Source organism: Burkholderia thailandensis E264 (assembly GCF_000012365.1).
GTDB lineage: Bacteria > Pseudomonadota > Gammaproteobacteria > Burkholderiales > Burkholderiaceae > Burkholderia > Burkholderia thailandensis.
Map to the genome: position 1 here is coordinate 2,739,284 of NC_007650.1, position 20,655 is coordinate 2,759,938.

Below are 20,655 nucleotides of genomic sequence, written 5' to 3' on the forward strand. Positions count from 1 at the left end.
CGGCATGGACGCGCGTGATGAGCGGGGGTGTTCCCGCGCCGGAACGCATGCCGGAAACGGAACCGGTACGCGCAGGCGTTACGCGAACGCTTCATCTATCGATTGCGCCATCTCGCGTTTGTGCGCACTGCTCAGGCATCGTTTCCGCGCATGACGATCGGCAGGCCGGCCGCTGATAATTCCGGGCGACGCCGTGCAACGAACGGCTGGCGGCCGCGCTTCGCGCAGCATCGCTGCGTCGTGCTGTTTCGCTGCGCGCACCGATGCATTGCACATCGATGCGCGATGAAGCCCCCATCCGCAGGCCCGGCCGGAGCATCAGCCAATCGTCTGCCGCGCATCGCCCGACGCCGCTCGACACGCGCCGCTCGCGGCGGGCCCGTCCGCGCGGCCGACGATGTCCTCCAGCGAACGATGGTTCGTCCTCGGACCGAACGCGCCGATCGACAGCATCACGATCGCCATGCTCGCGCCGATCAGCACGAACACCGCCGCTACGCCCGCATGCTCGATCAGCAGCGCGACGAGAAAGCTGCTCGCGATGCCGGTGAGCCGCCCGATCGAATGCACGAAGCCGAGCGCGCGGCTGCGGATTCGGGTGGGGAACACCTCGGACTGGTACGCGGTCGCATTGCTCGCAAGCACTGTGTTGCACAGCGTGACGAGCACGCCGAACGCGATCACCGCGGCGGGATGCGCGGACATCGCAAAGCCGGTGCCGAACAGCGCGACGCCGAACGCGGCCGCGACGATCAGCCATTTGCGCTCGATCCGATCCGCGAGCGCTGCGGCGGCAAACGGCGAAACCGGATACGCGAACGCGATCACGAACGCATACCAGAGGCTCTTCATCACCGACGCGCCCTGCGCGGCGAGCAGCGTCGGCAGCCATTGGCTGAAGCCGAAGAAGCCGATGCTCAGGAATGCGTTGAATACGATCAGCATCGCCGTGCGGCCGCGGTTGTCGGGGTCCCACATCGACGCGCGACGCGGCGATGCAACCGCATGGCGCGGCGTGTCGACGGGCGGCAGCGGCCGGCCGGCCTCGCGCTCGACGGCCGCTTCGAGCCGGCTCAGGATCGCATCGGCCTGCGCGGCTCGGCCGCGCTCCGCAAGCCAGCGCGGCGACTCGGGCAGGCGCGACTGCAGCCACCAGACGACGAGCGCGCCGCTGCCGCCGAGCGCCACCACCCAGCGCCATCCCGATATGCCGAGCGGCGCGCGTGGCACCCACAGCCACGACACGAACGCGAGCACCGGCATCGCGAGATAGCCGATCGCGAAGCACACCGCGAACGCGCGGCCGCGCACGGCTTTCGGCACGAGCTCCGACAGGAACGCGCCGATCGTGATCAGCTCCGCGCCGACGCCGCAGCTCGCGACGAATCGGCACGCGAGAACGCCGAGCGCGCTCGACTGCACGCACATCGCGACGCTCGCGGCCGTATAGAGCAGCAGCGAGCCCGTGAACAACGCGCGGCGCCCGAAGCGGTCGGCGAGGCGCGACACGAACATCTCGCCGATGAACAGGCCCGCGAACGTCACCGCGCCGAGCGCGCCCTGATCCGAGATGCCGAACGCGCCGCGCGCGCCCGCGTGAAAGATGCCGTCGCGGATCATGCCGGCAGGCAGATAAGTCATCTGGAACAGGTCGTACACCTCGAAGAAGCCGCCGATGCTCAGCACCCAGACGAGCTTCCAGATCGTCGCGGTCGCGGGCAGGCGATCGATGCGCGCCGCGAGCGATGCAGCTTGGACATCCGACATGGCGTCTCCTCCATGATCCGGCGTCGTCAGGCGCGCCGGCTATTCGAAATTGAGTTGGAATGCTGACGATTCAAGCCGATGGCCGATGCCTCGAAGTCAAACCGTCGCGACCGGATTGACGGGCGAGCCCACCAGCCCGCGAATGTGCAGCGGCGGCGCCGTCAGCAGAAACCGGCTGCGCCCTTCCCTTCGCAGCCACTGCGCCAGCGGCGTCAGCCTCCACAGCTCGCCGAGATGTATGCCCAGCTTGAACAGACACAGCTCATGCAACGGCATCAGCGCACCCGGCCTCTCCCTCGACTTCAACACCCCAGGCCGCTCCTCCACCGCGTGATTGTCCGCCGCCAGCACCGACAGCCCGCTCTCGTCCACCCACTTCAGCAGCCGCCCGTCCTCTCCGTCCAGCACGCAGCCCCCCGTCAACGACCCAGCCTCCTCTCCCAGCAATCGCTCCGCGAACCCCGTGTGCACGCACACCATGTCCCCACGCTCCACTTCCACGCGATCCGCCTCCAGCACCCGCATCAGCGCCTCGTAGCCCACCTTGCGACGTTCGTCTCCGTAGTGGTGCCACAAGTCGATCAGCACCCCGCGACCCTGCACCCCCGTCTGCGCCATCACCTCTATCCCCAGCGCGTGCGCGCCTCCCTCGCTGTCCCCCTCCTTCGGCACCACCATGTGCTCGCCCAACCGGTAGCCGTTGTAGAACACCACCTCCGCATGACCGTCGTCGTCCGCGTCGAACACCCCGCCCACGTGCGACAGCGCATCCCACTGCGTCGAGTATTGCGAGTGCACGCAGAACGCGTCGTCGCACACCACGTCCGTCGCGTTGCGCGCCGACTCGTCCGCCCGGTAGCCGAAATACGGCCGGCCGCCCAGTTGCGCCGCCATCACCCGCGGCGGCTGCCGCCGAGCGTTCAGCCCACCCCCACGCGGAACATCCAGCGGCAGGCTCAGCGAAAACACCTTCCCCGCCTTCACCTCCGCCAGCCCCTCCAGAACCTTGCGCTCCGTCAGCCAGTTCAGCCTGCCCTTCTCGTCCTCATCCCCGAACTCGCCCCAGTTCGACCCCGCCGGGCGCCGTCTCCACCGTCGTTCCATCGATGCGTCTCCTCGATCGCGCTGCATCGCGCCGCGTGCTCGGCGCGATGCGCGACTGGCGGCCTCACTCGGGCCGAATCACGCCGTTGCGGGCGAGCCGCGCGTACTCGTGCGCGCCGAGCAACGGCAGCAGAATCTCGCGGTTGTGCTCGCCAAGCCTCGGCGCGGCACGCCTGAATCCGCCCGGCGTGCCGGACAGGCGCGGCACGACGCCGTGCATCGGCAAGCTGCCAACGTCATCGTCGGGCAGCTCGACGAGCGCCTCGCGTTCAATCACGTAGCGATCCTGAACGATCTGCGCGATGTCGAGTATCGGCCCGACCGTCACGCCGCTCTTCTCGAAGAACGCGAGGTTGTCGGCGAGATCGCGTTCGGCGACGAACGCGCCGACGATCGCATCGAGCTCGCCCGCGTGCTGCACGCGCTGCACGTTCGTCGCGTAGCGCGGATCGTCGATCAGGTCCGCGCGGCCGATCGCGCGAAACAGCCGCTCGGCCATGCCCTGCGTCGAGCTCGACAGACACAGCCACTTGTCGTCGCGCGTGCGGTACGCGTTGCGCGGCGCGGTGTTCGACGAACGGCTGCCGGTGCGCTCCTTCACGCGCCCCGTCAGCACGTAGTTCGCGGCGGCCGGCCCGAGAATCGAGAACAGCGGCTCGAACAGCGATACGTCGATCACCTGCCCCGTCGCGCCGTCGCGGCATGCGTGCAGCGCGACCAGCACCGCGATCGCGCCGGACAGCCCGGCCGTCATGTCGCCGAGAAACATCGGCGGCAGCACCGGCTCGCGATCCGCGAAGCCGTTGATCGACGCGAAGCCCGCGTAACCTTCGGCCAGCGTGCCGAAGCCCGGCTTGTGCCGATACGGGCCCGTCTGTCCCCAGCCGGAAATGCGCGCGATCACGAGCGACGGGCGCAGCGCGAGCAGCACGTCCGGCCCGAGGCCCATCTGCTCGAGCACGCCCGGCTTGAAGCTCTCGACGAACACGTCGGCGTCGCGCACGAGCCGCTTGACGATGTCGATGCCGTCGGCCGAGCGCAAATCGACGCACACGCTGCGCTTGTTGCGCCCGTACACCTTCCAGTTCGTGCTGACGCCGCCCGCGCCGACCGCGCGCAGCGTGTCGCCGCGCTCGTTCTCCACCTTCACGACGTCGGCGCCGAAATCCGCTAGCTGCAGGCTCAACATGTTGCCCGCCATCAGCCGCGACAGATCGACGACGCGCACGCCCGCAAGCGGGCCGCGCGCGTCGGCGTCGAAGCGCTTCGCATGAATCGGCCCCGTGTTTGCGCGGCGGCGCGGCGACGCGCGCTCCTCGACCTGCGTTTGTCGAACATCCATCGTTGCCTCCGATTCGAGTCCGGTCCGTCACCGGCCGCACGCCGGCCGCCGCCGTCCTCAGGTCATTCGTGCGCCGCGCCGAACAGATCGACGACCTGCGCGACGCCCGCCGCCGGCGGCAGATCGCCGCCGAGCACATGCGTGAGCGCGTCCGCGGCGGCCTGCACGCGCGGCAGGTAATCGGCCTGCACCTTCTTGTTGAAGCGAAAGCGCGGCACGCCGAGCGACAGCGCGCCGATCAGCGCGCGCCCGACGCCGAACACCGGGCACGCGATCGCCGCACTGTCCGGATCACGCTCGCCGAGCGACACCGCATAGCCCTGCGCGGCCGTCTTGTCGAAGCCGCCGCCGCGCGCGCCGGAAAACGCGAGCAGCACGCGTCCCGCGGCGCCGACGTCGAGCGGATAGCGATCGCCCTCGCGCAGATAGGTCCGTACCGCGCGCTGCGGATGCACTCGGAACAGGCACACGCGCTGGTCGCCCTCGCGCACGTAAAATGCGGTCGTCTCGCCCGTCTCCGCGCCGAGCGCGTCGAGCACGGGCACGACGTGCTCGCGCAACTGGAACGACTCGCGATACATCATCCCGAGCTGGAACACCGCCGGCCCGAGCACGTAGCGGCCGTCGTTGAGCCGCTTGATGAAGCGAAACCGCTCGAGCGACTCGAACATCCGCAGCAGCGTGCTCATGTTGACGCCCGACGCTTCGCTGACCTGAGCGAGCGTCAAGCCGCCCGGCGCTTCGCCGAACGCGACGAGCGCCGCCAGCGCCCGATTGACCGCGGCTACGCCGCCATCCGTCTGATTCGTCATGTCTGCCTCGTCGTCACGGCCGTCTCGCACCGCAAATCAGCCGCGATCACATTTTTGAAAGTCACTTTCATTATACAAACGAAGCCGTTGAAAACAACAGATTGAGCTGGATAAGCACGTCGTTGTTTACCCGAGAAGCCTATTTCTCAGGGTTAACGACAGACTTGACGTTACGCCACAATCGACAAAAATGAAAGTGACTTTCATTTTTTATTATCGATTATGAAAACACCGAACGAGCCGGTCTGGCGCTCACTGCTCTACGTGCCCGCTCACGTGCCGCGCTTCGTCGCGAAGGCGGCCGGCTGCGACGCCGACGCATTGATCCTCGATCTCGAAGACAGCGTGCCGCCCGAGTGGAAAGCGCCTGCGCGCGACGGTCTCGCCGACACGGCGGCCGGCCTCGCCGCCGCCGGGCACGAGGTGCTCGTGCGTGTGAACGGGCCGCTCGAGCCGCTCGTCGCGGACCTGCGTTCCGCGCTCGCGGCAGGCGTGCGCGGCGTCGTGTTGCCGAAGGTGCGCGGCGCGTCGCACGTCGACGCGATCGACGAACTGCTCGGCGCGCTCGAAGCCGAGCACGGCATCGCGGCAGGCCGCACGCGGATCGTCGCGATCATCGAAACTCCCCGCGCATTCCAGGCGATGGAGCGGATTGCGCGCGCGTCGCCGCGCATCGCCGCGATGATGCTCGGCGGCGGCGATTTCGCGCTGCATTGCGGCGCCGAGGCGCGCGCGGACGTGCTGCGCGTGCCGAAGCAACTGCTCGTGATCGCCGCGCGCGCGGCGGGCGTGCAGCCTCTTGGGCTCGTCGGCGGGCTCGACGAGATTCGCGACCTCGATACGTTCGAGCGGCTCGCGCGCGAATCGGCGGACCTCGGCTACGCCGGCGCGACGTGCATCCATCCGGCGCAGGTCGACGCGCTCAACCGCGCGTTTCGGCCGTCCGACTCCGCGGTCCGCAACGCGCGCGAGATCGTCGCCGCTTACGACGGCGCGCGCGCGAACGGCCGCGGCGCGCTGCGCGTCGGCGACAGGATGGTCGATGCACCGGGCGTCGCGCACGCGCGCAACGTGCTCGCGCGCGCCGACGCGATCGCGCGCCGCGCGCGACGAAGCGCGGCGGCGTGAACCACGCCGCCCTCCGATACGCGCGACACGCCCGTTCGGGCGACACACGCGACCGATCCGCCCCGGTGTTCGGGAAACGCCGCGCCGCCGCTCAAGCGCCGCGGGCCGGGTTCGACTCAGACATGCGGCACGCGATCGATCGCAGCGGCAACGCCAAACGCGGCTAGCGCGAAGACGGCATGGGCCGCGAACCGAAATAGCAGCGGCAAGAGCAGCGACAGCAGCAGCGAAAGCAAACACGACGAAGAACGATTTCGAAGAAGAAGCGGGACATAGGTGGAGACAACGATGGACAAGCGACTGTCCGCGCTTTGCGGACTCGGCCTCGTTTCGGCCGGCGCATGCGCGCAAACGAGCGTCACGCTTTACGGCGTCGCGGACGCGTACATCGAGTACGCGACGAACCAGACGAGTGCGAATGGCGAGCCCGCCGCGCTCGCGCGGATGGGATCGGGCGGCAAGAGCGGCTCGCGCTGGGGCATCAAGGGTACGGAGGCGCTCGGCGACGGCTGGCGCGCCACGTTCCGGCTCGAGAGCGGCACCAACCTGAACAACGGCGCCGGCACGGGCGCCGGCGGCTTCGACCGCTCCGCATGGATCGCGCTCGAGCACCCGCGCTGGGGCACGCTGCGCTTCGGCCGCCAGTACACGACACTGTTCGACATCATGGAGCACTACTCGCCGACGGGCGCCTATTCGACGCTGTACGAACCGGATGGCGCGATCGTCGGCATCAACTTCCGCGAAAACAACGTCGTCAAGTATCTGGCGACGGCCGGCCCGCTGACGTTCGAGGCGCACTACGCGTTCAGCAACGCGCCGGGCGCATTCCAGGCGAGCGCCGCGCACGGCGCGGGCATCGAGTACACGGGCGGCGCGCTGTCGTTCGCGTTCGCGTACGACGACGTGCACACGCCGCAAGCCGGCAGCTTCGCGCATTTCCGCCGCTACGCGGCCGCCGCGATGCTGACCGTCGAGGCGACGCAGTTGATCGCGGGCGTCGCGCACGGGCAGGGAGGCGTCGCGACGCCGTCGGTCGTCACGCGCTACGCGTTCTGGTGGATCGGCGTGCGCGAGGCGATCACGCCGGTCGTTCAACTGGTCGGCGCGCTATACGCGCAGCGCGTGCTCGCGCAAAACCCGGCGAGCGCGCCGACGGCGCGGCACGCATCGGGCACGCCGCAACAGGCGACGCTGCAGCTCAACTACTTCGTGTCGAAAACGACGACGCTGTACGCGGCGGCCGGCTACGCGCGCCACGCGGCGCTCGACTTCGACGACTACAACTACGGCTTCCTCCATTACTCGCTTGCCGGCGGCCGCTGCGGCAGCGCGGGCGTCGCCGTCGGCGTGCGCAAGCTGTTCTGAGCCTCGCGCGCCACGATCCCTTCATCACAGGAGCCTCACCACCATGAATCGACGTCATTTCCTCGCCGCCGCAGGCGGCCTGCCGCTCGCCGCAACGCTCGCCCCGCTCGACGCGCGCGCGCGGCCGAACGCGGCCCCGACGCCGCCCACGCTCGCGCGGCAGCTCGCCGAATACGCGGCCGGATTGCGCTACGAGGATCTCGACGCCGCGACGATCGACACCGTCAAGTCGCATCTGATCGACGCGCTCGGCTGCACGCTTGCCGCGCTGGACGAGCCGCCCGTGCGCATCGCGCGCGACGCGGCGCGCAGCATCGGCGGCGGACCGTCGACGGTCATCGGGACCGCCGAGCGAACGAGCCCCGATCTCGCGACGTTCGCCACCGGCACCGCACTGCGCTACTTCGACTTCAACGACGCATACGCGGGCCGCGAAATCGGCCATCCGAGCGACAACATCGCCGCGTGCGTCGCGGTGGCCGAAGCGCAGCACGCGAGCGGCCGCGACCTGATCCTGTCGATCGCGCTCGCCTACGAGATCGCGTGCCGGCTGATGGACGCGGCCGCGATCAGCCCACGCGGCTGGGACCACACGTGCTACTCGCTGCCTGCCGCCGCACTCGCGGCGGGCAAGCTGATGCGCATGCCAGTCGAATCGCTCACGCAGGCCGTGAATTTGTCGCTCAACAGCCATCTCGCGCTGAACCAGACGCGCGTGCAGGAACTGTCGAACTGGAAGGCGCTCGCCGATGCGGACGCCGCTCGCAACGCGGTGTTCTCGACACTGCTCGCGCGCGCGGGGCTCACCGGACCGTCGCCGATCTTCGAGGGCGAGGCGGGTTTCTTCCGGCAGGTGTCGGGGCCGTTCGAGCTCGACACGCACCGCTTCGGCGGACGCGGCGAGCCGTTCAGGATCGCGCGCTGCTTCGTCAAGTACTACCCGGCGCAGGGCTTCACGCAAACCGCGATTCCGGCCGCGCTCGACGTCGCGTCGCAAGCGGGCGACCCGAGCCGAATCCGCCGCATTGACGTGCACACGACGCACGTCGGCTACGTGACGGCCGGCAGCGAGCCGGAGAAATGGAATCCGTCGACGCGCGAGACCGCCGACCACAGCCTGCCGTATGTCGTCGCGCGCGCGATGCTCGACGGCGACATCAGGACCACGAGCTTCTCGGACGCCGCGCTGCACGATCCGGCGCTGCGCGCGCTGATCGCGAAAATCCGCGTCGAGGAAGATCCGGCGCTGACGGCGGGCTACCCGGCGCGCGCGGCCAATCGCGTGACCGCGTATTGCCGCGACGGCGCGGTCTATGCGAAGCAGGTCGACGATCTGCCTGGCTCGCCGACGCGGCCGATGCGTCGTGAGGATTTCGAAGCGAAATTCGTGAAGAACGGCGGCGCGCGCCTGAGCGCACGGCGGATGCGCGCGGCGCTCGACCAGATTTGGCGGCTCGACGCGCTTAGCGACGTCGCGACGCTGCCGCCGCTCTTCGTCGCCGGCTGAGCGACGCGCGCAACGCGGGCGACGAACGCGCGCGAAACGGGCTCGCGACGCGTCACGTCCGCCCACTTCACGCGGCGACGCTCCGGCGCTTGCGCCGGAACAGCGGACCGGAGTGCGCGACGGTCAGCATCAGCGCGAGCGCGCACGCGTCTGCGGCAAGGCCCATGCCGAGCTGCGGCAGGCGCGCGTTGCCACGCACGCCGTGCAGCACCGAATCGAGCGTCAGCGAGATCGCCGCGCCGGCGACGAAGCACGGCATCCCGCGCTGTCCGACCGCGACCACCGGCTGCGCCGCTCGCGCGACCCGCGCGATCCAGCCGTAGCGAACGAGTTCGGCCATCAGCCACGCGAACGCGACGAAATTCATCACGCGCGGCCATGCGAGATGGCGCTTGAGCTCGCCCTCCGGCAACGGCAGCCCCGCGCACAGCTTGTAGTACGCGCACGCGAGCACGATCGCGAACGCAATGGCCGTGATCGCCGCGCCGCCCGGCCGCGTCGCGACGTCGCGATGCAGCGGCCAGCAGCGCATCAGCGCGCCGAGCACGAACATCAGTTGCCACGCGAACGGATTGAAGCTCCAGCGAAACGAATCGGTGTCGAGCAGCTCGGCCGCGAGCCACGGCGCGCACCCCCACATCAGCACGCTGCCGAACAGCAGCCACCACGGCTTCGCGCGCGCGAGCGGCACGATCGCGGGCGTCGCGAGCGCGAACAGCACGTACATCGGCAGCACCGATGCGAGATACGGCTGCCGCTTGAACGTCAGCAGCTCGACGAGCCCGGTGAGCGGCGACGCGAGCAGCACGCTGATGTCGTCGAGCGCCATGTTCGGCGCGTCGATCCCGTAGTGATCGAGCACGGCCGATACGACGAGCATCAGCGTCGACGTCGCGAGAAACGCGCGGTAGATCTGCGCGGCGCGGCGCACGAAGCGCCGCCGCGCCGCGCCCGGGCCGTGACGCGCGCTGACGGCGAGAAACGCGCTCGCGGTCGCGAAGCCGCCCAGGAACACGAACACCTCGGCCGCGTCGCACAGCGCGAATGCATGCAGCGTCACGCGCGACAGCACGCTCGCGCCGATGTGATCGACGACGATCGTGAGCAGCACGAGGCCGCGAAAGAAGTCCACCTCGATCGAGCGTGCGGCGGGCGCCTGTGAAGACATCGCGGACCCGCTCATCGCGCGGCGGGGCCAATGCGCGCGGCGCACGCCGGGCAGTCGGCGGAAAACCGGGTACTCGGGATCGCGAACCGTTCGGCTACGACGAAGTGCGGTTGCCGGCGAAATGCGCGGCGATGCGCCGACGTAAGGGCGCAGCGCCCCTGCGACGTGAAGACATGACCGTTCATGGGCGGGCCGGTGGGCGAAAGAAGAAGCGAAGGAAACCGTCTGAAAATTCTAATCGCCGCCCAGGGCATGCCCTAAGTAACAAAATGCAACGAAATCTTCATGCGGATTACAGCGCTGCGTCGGGCAGCATCGCCGCGCGCGGACATGCGGCGCGCCCGCCGCGACGGCGGCGGCTCGAGATCGGGCACCGGTCATCCGGCGCGCCGCACACGCTGCATTGCTTCGCGACGTCCGCCGAAGAAGCAGCCGCGCCGCCAATCGCGACGCGAACCGAATGTCCCCTACCTTCGCGCCATCAGAAAACCGTGCCACGCGGTCAGCGCGACGGCCACCCAGATCGGCGCGTATGTCGCGAGCTGCTGCCACGACAGCGCCTCGTCGAGCACCAGCACGGCGACTGCGACGAGCAGCACCGGCTCGACGTAGCCGAGAATTCCGAAGAGCGCCATCGGCAGCATGCGGCTCGCCTTCAGATAGCTCGCGAGCGCGAGCGTGCTGATCGCGCCGAGGCCCGGCAGCAGCAACGCCCACAGCAACGGCCGGTCGGCGACGCTCGTGCCGCCCGCCGCGAGCGTCGCGGCCGCGACGGGCAGCAGCGCGAGCATCTCGACGGCGAACAGCGCGAGCGAATCCGCGTTCACGCGGCGCCTGAGCACGAAGTAAGGCGGATAGCCGAGCGCGACGACGAGCGTCGGCCACGCGAACGCGCGCGTCGCCCAAAGCTCATGCGCGACGCCCGTCGCCGCGCACGCGAGGGCGAGCCATTGCAGCCCGCTCAAGCGTTCGTGATAGTGGAAGCGCCCGACGAGCACCATCGTCAGCGGCAACAGGAAATAGCCGAGCGACACCTCGAGCATCCGGCCATGCAGCGGCGCCCACAGAAACAGCCACAGTTGCAGGCCGAGCAGCCCGGCGCTCGCCGCGAGCGACAGCGCGAACCGCGCGCTCGCGAATGCGCGCGAGAGCAACTCGCGCAACGCGGGCCAGCGGCCGCGCAGCACGACGATCGCGATCGCGCCGGGCGCGGTCCACACGATCCGCCATGCGAAGATGTCGAGGCCAGTCAGCGGCGCGAGCAGCTTCGCGTACGCGGACAGCAGCGCGAACAGCGCCGACGCCGCGACCGACAGCGCGATCCCGCGCCCCGCCCGCGGATAATCGGCCGCGGCGCTCAATGCTGCTGGAAGCGCTCGAAACGCTTGTCGGTCGGACGCTCCTCGAACGTCACCTCGGTCACGTGCGCGGTGCTCGGGCCATGCCGCAGCCACGCGAGCATCCGGTCGATCTGCGGCGCGGGGCCCTGCAGCATCGCCTCGACCGAGCCGTCGTCGAGATTCGCAACCCAGCCGCGCAGCTTCAGCGCATGCGCCTCGCGCACGGTCGCGTGCCGGAAGCCCACGCCTTGCACCACGCCGCGCACCCGCACGTAATAGGTTTCGATCCGCTCGTCCAGATCGTCGCCGCTCATCGCATCCCCCGTGTCATCCAGTCGATCCAAGCCCGGCATTGTAGTCGCGCGGCGCAAACGATGCTCGACGAAGCCGCACGCCGCGCATCCGGGGCGACCACGTACAATCTCGCACGACGTACAACACGCCGCGCCGCACGGCCGCGCGGCCATGAGGACCATGACTGACATACAACGCGATCTCGTTCTGGTGACCGGCGCATCCGGTTTTGTCGGCTCCGCCGTCGCGCGCGCCGCGCGGCAGCAAGGCCATCGGGTGCGCGTGCTCGTGCGGCCGACGAGCCCGCGCACGAACGTCGCGGATCTCGACGCCGAGATCGCGACGGGCGACATGCGCGACGAGGCATCGATGCGCGCCGCGCTGCGCGGCGTGCGCTACCTGCTGCACGTCGCGGCCGACTACCGGCTATGGGCGCCCGATCCGCTCGAGATCGAGCGCGCGAACCTCGAGGGCGCGGTCGCGACGATGCGCGCGGCGCTCGCCGAGGGCGTCGAGCGGATCGTCTACACGAGCAGCGTCGCGACGCTGAAGGTCACGCCGTCCGGCGCCTCGGCCGACGAATCGTCGCCGCTCACGGCCGAGCAGGCGATCGGCGTGTACAAGCGCAGCAAGGTGCTCGCCGAGCGCGCGGTCGAACGGATGATCGCCGACGACAGGCTGCCCGCGGTGATCGTCAACCCGTCGACGCCGATCGGCCCGCGCGACGTGAAGCCGACGCCGACCGGCCGGATCATCGTCGAAGCCGCACTCGGCAAGATTCCGGCGTTCGTCGACACGGGCCTGAACCTCGTGCACGTCGACGACGTCGCGCTTGGCCACCTGCTCGCGCTCGAGCACGGACGGATCGGCGAGCGCTACATCCTCGGCGGCGAGAACCTGCCGCTGCAGTCGATGCTCGCGGACATCGCGCAATTGACGGGCCGCAAGCCGCCGACGATCGCGCTGCCGCGCTGGCCGCTGTACCCGATCGCGCTCGGCGCGGAGGCGGTCGCGAAGCTGACGAAGCGTGAGCCGTTCGTGACGGTCGACGGGCTCAAGATGTCGAAGAACAAGATGTACTTCACGTCGGCGAAGGCCGAGCGCGAACTCGGCTATCGCGCGCGGCCGTACCGCGAAGGCATTCGCGACGCGCTCGACTGGTTCCGGCAGGCGGGATACCTGCGCTGAGCGAAACGCGAGCGGATGCGCTCACGCGCGAGCGGGCGCGAGCGCGCGGCGTCGAACCGGCCTGTCCGCGCGGGCCGACGCCTCACCGATGCCCGCGCGGACGCCTCGCCGATCGTCGCGCGCCGCATCGCCGGCACATCGCGAGCATTTTGTTACATGCGACGCTCGAACCTGCACGAGGCCTGCGGGTAAAATCGCGGGTCTTACGTAGAGAATGCACGCATGAACCTGAACGATCAGATCGATACGCTCGACAGCCGCTTCGATCAGCTCATCCACACGGTGTGCGACGTCGCGAGCGCTGCCCGGGAAGCCGCCGCAACCGCCATCGCGGACAAGGCCGCCGCACTGGCCGCCGTCGAGGAAGCCGCCGCGAAACACGCGCAAGCCGCTCAAATGTCCGTCGAGCAAGCAACGCTCGAAGCCCTCGCCGCTCAAGCGGCCGCCGACAAGGAAGCCGCCGACGCGCTCGCCAAGCAGGCCGTCGCCGTCCAGGCGGCGGCCGAAGCAGTCGCCGCGCAGGCGGTCACCGACAAGACCGCGGCCGAAGCCCTCGCCGAGCACGCGGCGGCGGATCGCGCAGCGGCGGAGCAGGCTGCCGCGCACGCCGCGGCGGACAAGTCGGCCGCCGAAGCACTAGCCGCTCGAGCCGCAACCGATCGCGAGGCAGCGGAACGTGCATCGACCGAGCGCAGCGCGGCCGATGCCGCAGCGGCGCAAGCAGCCAGCGACAAATCGGCAGCCGAAGCGCTCGCCGCGCAAGCGGCGGCGGATCGCGCGACCGCCGAGCACGCGGTGACCCAGGCTGCCGCGGAGCGCGCCGCGGCCGAGCAAGCGGCGGCTCAGGCGGCAGCCGACAAGGCCGCCGCCGAGACGCTCGCCGCGCAAGCAGCGGCCGATCGCGCCGCCGCCGAGCAGGCCGCTGCCCAGGCCGCAACCGACAAGGCCGCGGCCGAAGCGCTCGCCGCGCAAGCCGCCGCCGACCGCGCCGCCGCCGAGGAAGCCGCCGCCCGGGCAGCAGCAGACAAGGAGGCCGCCGAGTCGCTGTTCAAGCAGGCCGCGGCCGAGCGCTCGGCCGCCGAGACCGCCGCCGCGCGCGCGGCGAGCTACAAGGCGACGGCGGAATCGCTCGCGTCTTCGCAAGCCGAGCGGAACCGGGCGCTCGCCGAGCCCGGCGAGCCGGCCGCGGCGCGCGAGACCGCGAACGGCAGGCTTTCGCTGCACGTCGCACGCCCATCGCAGGACGAAATCACGCTCGCGCTCGGCGAGCACGCGGTATCGCTGCCGCCGCCGCAGCTCAGCCAGTTGATCGAGGAATTGGCGCACGCGCGCGCGTCGATGACGATCGAGCAGCCCACCGGATTGCCGAACGGCTGGCGTTTCGTGACGACCCGCAATCCGCTGATGGCGGTCCAGAAGCAGGCGAATGGCGACCGCCTGCTGGTCGCGCGGCACAACGGCTACGGCTGGGTGCCGTTCACGTTCTCGCCGGACGTCGTGATCCAGCTGTACATGCTGCTCACGCAGAAGTGACGCGGCGACGCGCGGCGTCCGAAGCGGCCCTCGTGGCCGGCAGCGGCGCCGCGCCGTCGATTCGAAAAAGAAACTGGCCGAAAGGGGCATCGACGAGCGCGCCGGCTGAATCCCCCAGCCGGGCACCCTGTTTTCCCGCGCCCGCCCGCGCTCGCGCATCCCGCCGCCGGCGGGCCGCCGTTCAACGATCCTGCACCGGCGCCTGCACGCGCGCCTTCCACTGCCCGCCCTTGCCGCGCCAGTAACGCACGGCCGACGCGACCGTCGCGCCGACGTAGAACAGCGCGACGAGCGGCAGCGCGGGCGCCCACCACGGCGAACGCCGGTAGTAGCTGAGCATCGGCGCATACGCGGTGCACATCGACGCCCAAGCGAGCCACGCCGGCCACGCGCGCGCGCCGTACGCGAGCGCGGCGACGGGCGGCACCAGATAGATGATCGTCATCCCGACGAGCGTGCCGAGCAGCAGCGCCGGCGAATACCGGAGCTGCGTGAACGCGGTGCGCGCGATCATGTTCCAGATGTCGCGCCAGCTGTCGTAAGGCCGCAACGACACGCTGCGATCGGCGAGATCGAGCCGGATCGGGTGACGGCCGGCGCCGCGGTGCTTGATTTGGGCGGCGAGGCTGCAATCGTCGATCAGCGCGCCGCGGATCGATTCGATGCCGCCCGCCTCCTCGAGCGCGTCGCGGCGCACGAGCATGCAGCCGCCCGCCGCGCCCGCCGTCCGGTTGCGCGGATCGTTGACCCACGAGAACGGATAGAGCTTCGCGAAGAAGAACACGAATGCCGGAATCAGCGCCTTTTCCCAGAACGAATCGCAGCGCAGCCGCACCATCAGCGAGACGAGATCGCGCTGCTCGGCCTGCGCGCGCGTGACGAGCTGCGCGACCGCGTCCGGCGGATGGCCGATGTCGGCGTCCGTCAGCAGCAGATAGTCGGCGGGCAGCCCGAGCGAGCGCACCGCGGCGATCCCCTGCGACTGCGCCCACACCTTGCCCGACCAGCCGGCGGGCAACGGCTGCGCGGCGAGCACGGTCAGCCGGTCGGCGCGGCCGACGGCCGCCGCGGCCGCGCGCGCGGCGTCGGCGGTGCCGTCGGTGCTGTGGTCGTCGACGACGATCAGATGGAACGCGCCCTCGTACGCCTGCCCGACGAGCGACTGGACAGCCTCGCCGATCACGTCGGCCTCGTTGCGGGCGGGCACGACGGCCGCGACGGCAGGCCAGCCGGCGGCGGCGGCGGCCGCGCCGCGCGCGTCGGGCGGCAGCCGCCGCGCGGGCCGCACGCGCCAGAAGCCGCCGCGTCCGAACAGCAGCACGAGCCAGATCACGAGCGACAGGCACGACAGCAGAAACACGACGATGAGCGTCATGCGCGGCCCTCCGCCCGTGCGCCGCGACGGCCCGGCGCGCCGTCCGGCCGGGCGGCGGGGCGCGCCGCCGCGCCCGTTTCGTTACGATCGACTTCCATGCGAATCAGCCCTTTCTTCATTGCGCTCCGGCGTCAGCAAGCCGAAAGCTTCGGTGAAAACCGCCTAGTTTACTGGGTTTGACGCGCGCAAGCGCCGGATCTCCGGGGTTGCTCCAATTGCCACAACGTCAGGAACGGTAAAGCACGCAAAGGCCGATAGGGTTAAAATGCGCGATTCCTTCGGGGTGCCGGGCCCGTTCCAGCATTCATAACATCCAAGTTGGGGCGATCGGCCCGGTCTGCCGGCCGCTCGCACCCCGCGTCAGTCGTCGGAGTTCGCCCAAATATGCGAGTCATCCTTGCCCAGCCTCGCGGCTTTTGTGCGGGGGTTGTCCGCGCGATCGAGATCGTCGAGCGCGCGCTGCAACAGAACGGCGCGCCGGTCTATGTACGTCACGAGATCGTCCATAATCGGCACGTAGTTGAAAACCTGAGAAATAAAGGGGCGCGATTCGTTGAGGAACTCGACGAAGTGCCGCACGGCGCCGTGGCCATCTTCAGCGCGCACGGCGTCGCCCAGACCGTCGAGAAGGATGCCGACGCGCGCGGGCTCGACGTGCTCGACGCCACCTGCCCGCTCGTCACGAAAGTGCACGTGCAGGGGCGCCAGTACGTCGCGGCCGGCCGCCGGCTGATCCTGATCGGCCACGCCGGCCATCCGGAAGTCGAAGGCACGATCGGGCAGATTCCGGCCGAGGTGATCCTCGTGCAGAGCGAAGCCGAGGTCGACACGCTGACGCTGCCGGCCGACACGCCGGTCGCGTACGTCACGCAGACGACGCTTTCGGTGGACGACACGCGCGGCATCATCGAGGCGCTGCAACGCCGGTTCACCGACATCGTCGGCCCGGACACGCGCGACATCTGCTACGCGACGCAGAACCGCCAGGCGGCGGTTCGCGAGCTGAGCGAGCAGGTCGACGTGCTGCTCGTCGTCGGCGCGACGAACAGCTCGAACTCGAACCGGCTGCGCGAGATCGGCACCGAAAGCGGCGTGCCGAGCTATCTCGTCGCTGACGGCTCGGAAATCCGCGCCGAATGGTTCGCGAGCGCGCGCACGGTGGGCCTCACGGCCGGCGCGTCGGCGCCCGAGGAAATGGTCGAGGACGTGATCGCCGCGCTGCGCGCGCTCGGCCCGGTCGAGGTCGCGACGATGTCGGGCCGCGAGGAAAAAGTCGAATTCAAGCTGCCGGCGAAGCTCACGCAAGCTGTCGCCCGCGAAGTTTAAGGAGGACATCTCTTGTCTATTCCGCTGCTCCAGCAAGTCCGCGTTGGCGCGTACATCGTGCGCCAGCACCTGTCCGGCAACAAACGCTATCCGCTCGCGCTGATGCTCGAGCCCCTCTTCCGCTGCAACCTCGCCTGTAACGGCTGCGGCAAGATCGACTATCCGGACCCGATCCTGAACCAGCGGCTGTCCGTCGAGGAATGCCTGCAGGCCGTCGACGAGTGCGGCGCGCCCGTCGTATCGATCGCGGGCGGCGAGCCGCTCCTGCACAAGGAGATGCCGGAAATCGTCCGCGGCATCATGAAGCGCAAGAAGTTCGTCTACCTGTGCACGAACGCGCTGCTGATGGAAAAGAAGATGGACGACTACGAGCCGAGCCCGTATTTCGTCTGGTCGGTCCATCTCGACGGCGACAAGGACATGCACGACCACTCGGTGTCGCAGGACGGCGTGTACGACAAGGCGGTCGCGGCGATCAAGGAAGCGAAGCGCCGCGGCTTCCGCGTGAACATCAACTGCACGCTGTTCAACGACGCGATCCCCGAGCGCGTCGCGAAGTTCTTCGATACGCTGGGGCCGATCGGCGTCGACGGCATCACCGTGTCGCCGGGCTACGCGTACGAGCGCGCGCCGGATCAGCAGCACTTCCTGAACCGCGACAAGACGAAGAACCTGTTCCGCGAAATCTTCAAGCGCGGCGAAGGCGGCAAGCGCTGGTCGTTCAGCCAGTCGTCGCTGTTCCTCGATTTTCTGGCCGGCAACCAGACGTACAAGTGCACGCCGTGGGGCAACCCGGCACGCACGGTGTTCGGCTGGCAAAAGCCGTGCTATCTGGTCGGCGAAGGTTACGTGAAGACCTTCAAGGAACTGATGGAATCGACCGACTGGGACAACTACGGCGTCGGCAACTACGAAAAGTGCGCGGACTGCATGGTCCACTGCGGCTTCGAGGCCACCGCCGTGATGGATACGATCGCGCATCCGCTGAAGGCGCTGAAGGTGTCGATGAGCGGCATCCGGACCGACGGCGCGTTCGCGCCGGACATTCCGATCGACAACCAGCGTCCGGCCGAGTATGTGTTCTCGCGCCACGTCGAGATCAAGCTCGAAGAGATCCAGCGCGCGGGCAAGGGCAAGCTTCAGAAGTCGCCGAAGCCGGCCGCGACGGCCTGACGATCGCCGCGACACGGAGCGCGCTCGCGTTCTCCGCCGTCGCCCAGGGCGCCCCGGACGATGTTCGGGGCGCCTTTTGTTTTTGCTTGTGTTTTTTGCTTGTGTTTTTTGCTTTTGTCCGGGCCAACGTCTCGCACGAAGCTGGCGGCCGAACGCGTCGTGCGAATGCGACGCGCGGTCGGCGGTCGGCGGTCGGCGGTCGGCGGTCGGCGGTCGGCGGTCGGCGCACGATAGCCTGCGTTTCCGTTCGGACGAACGGCGCCTGCAGGCACGAACCGCATCTTCGACACCGCCCGCGCGGATGCACGGTCATCCGCGCATCGGACTGTCGGCGTTGCGCGCTTTCGCCGCATCGCCGCCGTTGCCGCAGCCGCTTCGATCTGCGCGAAACGCGGCAACGATCGAGCGGCGGCGGGCCGGCAGCACACTTTCCCGCGCCGGGTTACGATGCCCGCTGAGCCGGCGCCGGGACGAGACGATGCGCCGCCGATCACGCTGCGCGTCGCGCCGGATGCCGCGACGCCGCCGCCGACATTCCGGGAACCGCCATGACATCATCCGACGTCGCCGCCATCACCGGCTGGCATGCCCACATCTATTTCGACGCGTCGAGCCGCGACGCGGCGTGGGCTTTTCGCGAAACCGTCGAACGCCGCTTCGGCGCGAGCGTGCAGCTCGGCCGCTTCCACGAGCGCCTCGTCGGGCCGCATCCGGCGTGGTCGTATCAGATCGCGTTCGAGCCCGCGCAATTCGCCGAAGTCGTGCCCTGGCTCACACTGCATCACGGCGCGCTCGACGTGTTCCTGCACCCGAACACGGGGGACGAACTGCGCGATCACCGCGACGCCGCGGTCTGGATCGGCCGTTCGCATGCGTTGGATCTCGCTGCGCTGAAGCCCTAGGCGCCGTTTATACACTCGATGAAATGCGTTTACATCTTGTCTTTTGCACAAGCAGGGCAAGATGATTCGAACGTTACCGAGCAAGGAGGTATGGGAACGAATCGAATCCGTGTTGCCGGGCAAGGAAGGCGATCCGGGTCGAACGGCGGTCGACAATCGTTGGCTTGGTTTGTCGAAGCGGTCCGCTGGATCGGCCGAACGGGCTGCCCGTGGCGCGATTTGCCGAAGAAGTTCGGCCGATGGCACACGGTGTACATGCGTTGCTCGCGGAGGCGTCGCAAAGGTGTGTGGGAGCGTGTAGCACACGTAGTGTCCGACGAAACGGAGATCAAACGCGTGGCGATCGACTCGGCCATCGTGCGTGCACACCCGCATTCGGCCGGCGCTCGAAGAAAAGCGGCGCGCAAGACCTCGGCCGTTCGCGCGGCGGACTGACGACCCAGGTTCATCTCGCTGTCGATGAAGCCAGCGTCCTCTGCGAAAGACCGTCACCGAGCGGCAGGTTGCCGATATTTCCTGCGCACGCGAATTGGTCGAGCATGTGCACGGGCGCGGCGATTGCCGACAAAGGTTACGATTCGGATGCCTTCGCGAACACGATCCGTGCTGTACATGCGAAGGTGGCCATCACGCCGCGCTCGAGTCGAAAGACCAAGCGTCGCTACAGCCATGTGCTGTACCGCACTCGGAACATCGTCGAGCACGTCTTCAATCGCATCGAACATTTTCTTCGCGCCTCCACTCGATACAACAAGCTCGCTGGCAACTATCTTGCCTTCACGACGCTTGGCAGCGCCTTTAGGGCGCTGGTGAGAATGTGAACGGCCCCCAGCGAGCATGCAGCGAGTTGGCGCTCGCCCGTACCTCGTCTTGTCGGCGTTTCCAAGATGTACAAACATCGGCACGACACACGCCGCGCCGATGCGCTGACGCGTCGCGGAACCGGCCGCACCGCGAAGACGACGAGGACGAAGACGAAGACGAAGACGACACCAAACGATACACCGCAAGCCCGCCGACGGCCCCGCATTCGCGCGAACCGAAGCGCACGCTCGCGCATCGCGCGGCAGCGCCATCCGTTCGCGCCGCCGCGACCGCGCGGACGGCTCGCCGCATGGCGGGCGTCGCCATTGGTCGAGCCGCAACGCAACGATGCGATGTGATTCGGCAGGCAGGCACGCGCGCGATCGCATGCCGGAATCGGCAAGTAAAACCGCAGATGCGTTCGTCCAGCGTTGTGCGCCGTGCAATCGTCGAGTGCGTCTGGGTTAACGCCGGACGACCGACGCTCGCACTACCATTGCACCGGATGCACGTCATGACACGGA

17 protein-coding genes and 1 pseudogene are annotated in these 20,655 nt (G+C 69.0%); 9 read left to right on the forward strand and 9 right to left on the reverse strand.

Going from position 1 to position 20,655, the window contains the following annotated elements:
* Window positions 1–318: 318 nt before the first annotated feature.
* The 4 genes from BTH_RS11430 to BTH_RS11445 form a co-directional block, all read right to left on the reverse strand.
* Window positions 319–1,767: an MFS transporter gene (locus tag BTH_RS11430; RefSeq protein ID WP_009894224.1), complete on the reverse strand. Its 1,449-nt coding sequence runs from the start codon at window positions 1,765–1,767 to the stop codon at window positions 319–321.
* Window positions 1,768–1,863: 96 nt separating this feature from the next.
* Entirely contained in the window at window positions 1,864–2,871 is a 1,008-nt protein-coding gene (locus BTH_RS11435) for a cyclase family protein (protein ID WP_011401565.1), read from the reverse strand.
* Between the two features lie 64 nt (window positions 2,872–2,935).
* On the reverse strand, window positions 2,936–4,213 hold the full coding sequence (locus BTH_RS11440) for a CaiB/BaiF CoA transferase family protein (RefSeq protein ID WP_009894225.1): 1,278 nt from the start codon (window positions 4,211–4,213) through the stop codon (window positions 2,936–2,938).
* A gap of 62 nt (window positions 4,214–4,275) precedes the next feature.
* The gene (locus BTH_RS11445) at window positions 4,276–5,025 is read right to left on the reverse strand and encodes an IclR family transcriptional regulator (RefSeq protein WP_009894228.1); all 750 of its coding nucleotides are present in this window, start codon (window positions 5,023–5,025) and stop codon (window positions 4,276–4,278) included.
* Between the two features lie 222 nt (window positions 5,026–5,247).
* Here BTH_RS11445 and BTH_RS11450 point away from each other — a divergent pair, with 222 nt between their 5' ends.
* Window positions 5,248–6,153, forward strand: a complete 906-nt coding sequence (locus BTH_RS11450) for an HpcH/HpaI aldolase/citrate lyase family protein (protein WP_009894230.1) — start codon at window positions 5,248–5,250, stop codon at window positions 6,151–6,153.
* Between the two features lie 116 nt (window positions 6,154–6,269).
* On the opposite strand, the gene BTH_RS33505 is transcribed toward BTH_RS11450, so the two are convergent.
* Window positions 6,270–6,449, reverse strand: coding sequence for a hypothetical protein (locus tag BTH_RS33505; protein ID WP_127446344.1), 180 nt, complete (start codon window positions 6,447–6,449; stop codon window positions 6,270–6,272).
* Here BTH_RS33505 and BTH_RS11455 point away from each other — a divergent pair.
* Window positions 6,442–7,521: a porin gene (locus BTH_RS11455; protein ID WP_009894232.1), complete on the forward strand. Its 1,080-nt coding sequence runs from the start codon at window positions 6,442–6,444 to the stop codon at window positions 7,519–7,521. The genes BTH_RS33505 and BTH_RS11455 overlap by 8 nt on opposite strands.
* 43 nt (window positions 7,522–7,564) lie before the next feature.
* Complete coding sequence (locus tag BTH_RS11460; protein WP_009894233.1) at window positions 7,565–9,028, forward strand: MmgE/PrpD family protein; 1,464 nt, start codon at window positions 7,565–7,567, stop codon at window positions 9,026–9,028.
* Between the two features lie 67 nt (window positions 9,029–9,095).
* Here BTH_RS11460 and BTH_RS11465 read toward each other — a convergent pair whose 3' ends face one another.
* The 3 genes from BTH_RS11465 to BTH_RS11475 form a co-directional block, all read right to left on the reverse strand.
* Window positions 9,096–10,211, reverse strand: a complete 1,116-nt coding sequence (locus tag BTH_RS11465; protein ID WP_009894234.1) for an OpgC domain-containing protein — start codon at window positions 10,209–10,211, stop codon at window positions 9,096–9,098.
* A gap of 452 nt (window positions 10,212–10,663) precedes the next feature.
* Window positions 10,664–11,557, reverse strand: coding sequence for an EamA family transporter RarD (gene rarD, locus BTH_RS11470; RefSeq protein WP_009894235.1), 894 nt, complete (start codon window positions 11,555–11,557; stop codon window positions 10,664–10,666).
* Window positions 11,554–11,850 (reverse strand): acylphosphatase, encoded by a 297-nt coding sequence (locus BTH_RS11475; RefSeq protein WP_009894237.1) that lies wholly within the window; start codon window positions 11,848–11,850, stop codon window positions 11,554–11,556. Before BTH_RS11475 ends, rarD begins: the two co-directional genes overlap by 4 nt.
* A 160-nt stretch (window positions 11,851–12,010) precedes the next feature.
* Here BTH_RS11475 and hpnA point away from each other — a divergent pair, with 160 nt between their 5' ends.
* Both hpnA and BTH_RS11485 read left to right on the forward strand, forming a co-directional pair.
* Window positions 12,011–13,018 carry a hopanoid-associated sugar epimerase gene (gene hpnA / locus BTH_RS11480; RefSeq protein WP_009894238.1) on the forward strand — a complete coding sequence of 336 codons (1,008 nt, stop codon included), beginning with the start codon at window positions 12,011–12,013 and terminating at the stop codon, window positions 13,016–13,018.
* A gap of 222 nt (window positions 13,019–13,240) precedes the next feature.
* Window positions 13,241–14,551, forward strand: coding sequence for a hypothetical protein (locus BTH_RS11485; protein ID WP_009894242.1), 1,311 nt, complete (start codon window positions 13,241–13,243; stop codon window positions 14,549–14,551).
* A gap of 181 nt (window positions 14,552–14,732) precedes the next feature.
* Here the strand turns inward: BTH_RS11485 and BTH_RS11490 are convergent, their stop codons facing one another.
* Window positions 14,733–15,926 carry a glycosyltransferase gene (locus BTH_RS11490; protein ID WP_009894243.1) on the reverse strand — a complete coding sequence of 398 codons (1,194 nt, stop codon included), beginning with the start codon at window positions 15,924–15,926 and terminating at the stop codon, window positions 14,733–14,735.
* 384 nt (window positions 15,927–16,310) lie between these two features.
* On the opposite strand from BTH_RS11490, the gene ispH reads away from it, so the two are divergent.
* The 4 genes and pseudogenes from ispH to BTH_RS30675 all read left to right on the forward strand — a co-directional run bounded on the left by ispH (window position 16,311) and on the right by BTH_RS30675 (window position 20,148).
* On the forward strand, window positions 16,311–17,252 hold the full coding sequence (gene ispH / locus BTH_RS11495) for a 4-hydroxy-3-methylbut-2-enyl diphosphate reductase (RefSeq protein ID WP_009894247.1): 942 nt from the start codon (window positions 16,311–16,313) through the stop codon (window positions 17,250–17,252).
* Window positions 17,253–17,264: 12 nt separating this feature from the next.
* Complete coding sequence (gene hpnH, locus BTH_RS11500) at window positions 17,265–18,425, forward strand: adenosyl-hopene transferase HpnH (RefSeq protein ID WP_009894248.1); 1,161 nt, start codon at window positions 17,265–17,267, stop codon at window positions 18,423–18,425.
* 548 nt (window positions 18,426–18,973) lie between these two features.
* The gene (locus BTH_RS11505; RefSeq protein ID WP_009894250.1) at window positions 18,974–19,327 is read left to right on the forward strand and encodes a DOPA 4,5-dioxygenase family protein; all 354 of its coding nucleotides are present in this window, start codon (window positions 18,974–18,976) and stop codon (window positions 19,325–19,327) included.
* Window positions 19,328–19,388: 61 nt separating this feature from the next.
* Window positions 19,389–20,148 (forward strand): annotated as a pseudogene (locus tag BTH_RS30675) (IS5 family transposase).
* The last annotated feature ends 507 nt before the right edge of the window (window positions 20,149–20,655 follow it).

Coding starts and splice junctions, on each gene's coding strand:
- BTH_RS11430 (WP_009894224.1), bottom strand. CDS start 1,767: ATGTCGGATGTCCAAGCTGCATCGCTCGCGGCGCGCATCGATCGCCTG.
- BTH_RS11435 (WP_011401565.1), bottom strand. CDS start 2,871: ATGGAACGACGGTGGAGACGGCGCCCGGCGGGGTCGAACTGGGGCGAG.
- BTH_RS11440 (WP_009894225.1), bottom strand. CDS start 4,213: ATGGATGTTCGACAAACGCAGGTCGAGGAGCGCGCGTCGCCGCGCCGC.
- BTH_RS11445 (WP_009894228.1), bottom strand. CDS start 5,025: ATGACGAATCAGACGGATGGCGGCGTAGCCGCGGTCAATCGGGCGCTG.
- BTH_RS11450 (WP_009894230.1), top strand. CDS start 5,248: ATGAAAACACCGAACGAGCCGGTCTGGCGCTCACTGCTCTACGTGCCC.
- BTH_RS11455 (WP_009894232.1), top strand. CDS start 6,442: ATGGACAAGCGACTGTCCGCGCTTTGCGGACTCGGCCTCGTTTCGGCC.
- BTH_RS11460 (WP_009894233.1), top strand. CDS start 7,565: ATGAATCGACGTCATTTCCTCGCCGCCGCAGGCGGCCTGCCGCTCGCC.
- BTH_RS11465 (WP_009894234.1), bottom strand. CDS start 10,211: ATGAGCGGGTCCGCGATGTCTTCACAGGCGCCCGCCGCACGCTCGATC.
- BTH_RS11475 (WP_009894237.1), bottom strand. CDS start 11,850: ATGAGCGGCGACGATCTGGACGAGCGGATCGAAACCTATTACGTGCGG.
- hpnA (WP_009894238.1), top strand. CDS start 12,011: ATGACTGACATACAACGCGATCTCGTTCTGGTGACCGGCGCATCCGGT.
- BTH_RS11485 (WP_009894242.1), top strand. CDS start 13,241: ATGAACCTGAACGATCAGATCGATACGCTCGACAGCCGCTTCGATCAG.
- BTH_RS11490 (WP_009894243.1), bottom strand. CDS start 15,926: ATGACGCTCATCGTCGTGTTTCTGCTGTCGTGCCTGTCGCTCGTGATC.
- ispH (WP_009894247.1), top strand. CDS start 16,311: ATGCGAGTCATCCTTGCCCAGCCTCGCGGCTTTTGTGCGGGGGTTGTC.
- BTH_RS11505 (WP_009894250.1), top strand. CDS start 18,974: ATGACATCATCCGACGTCGCCGCCATCACCGGCTGGCATGCCCACATC.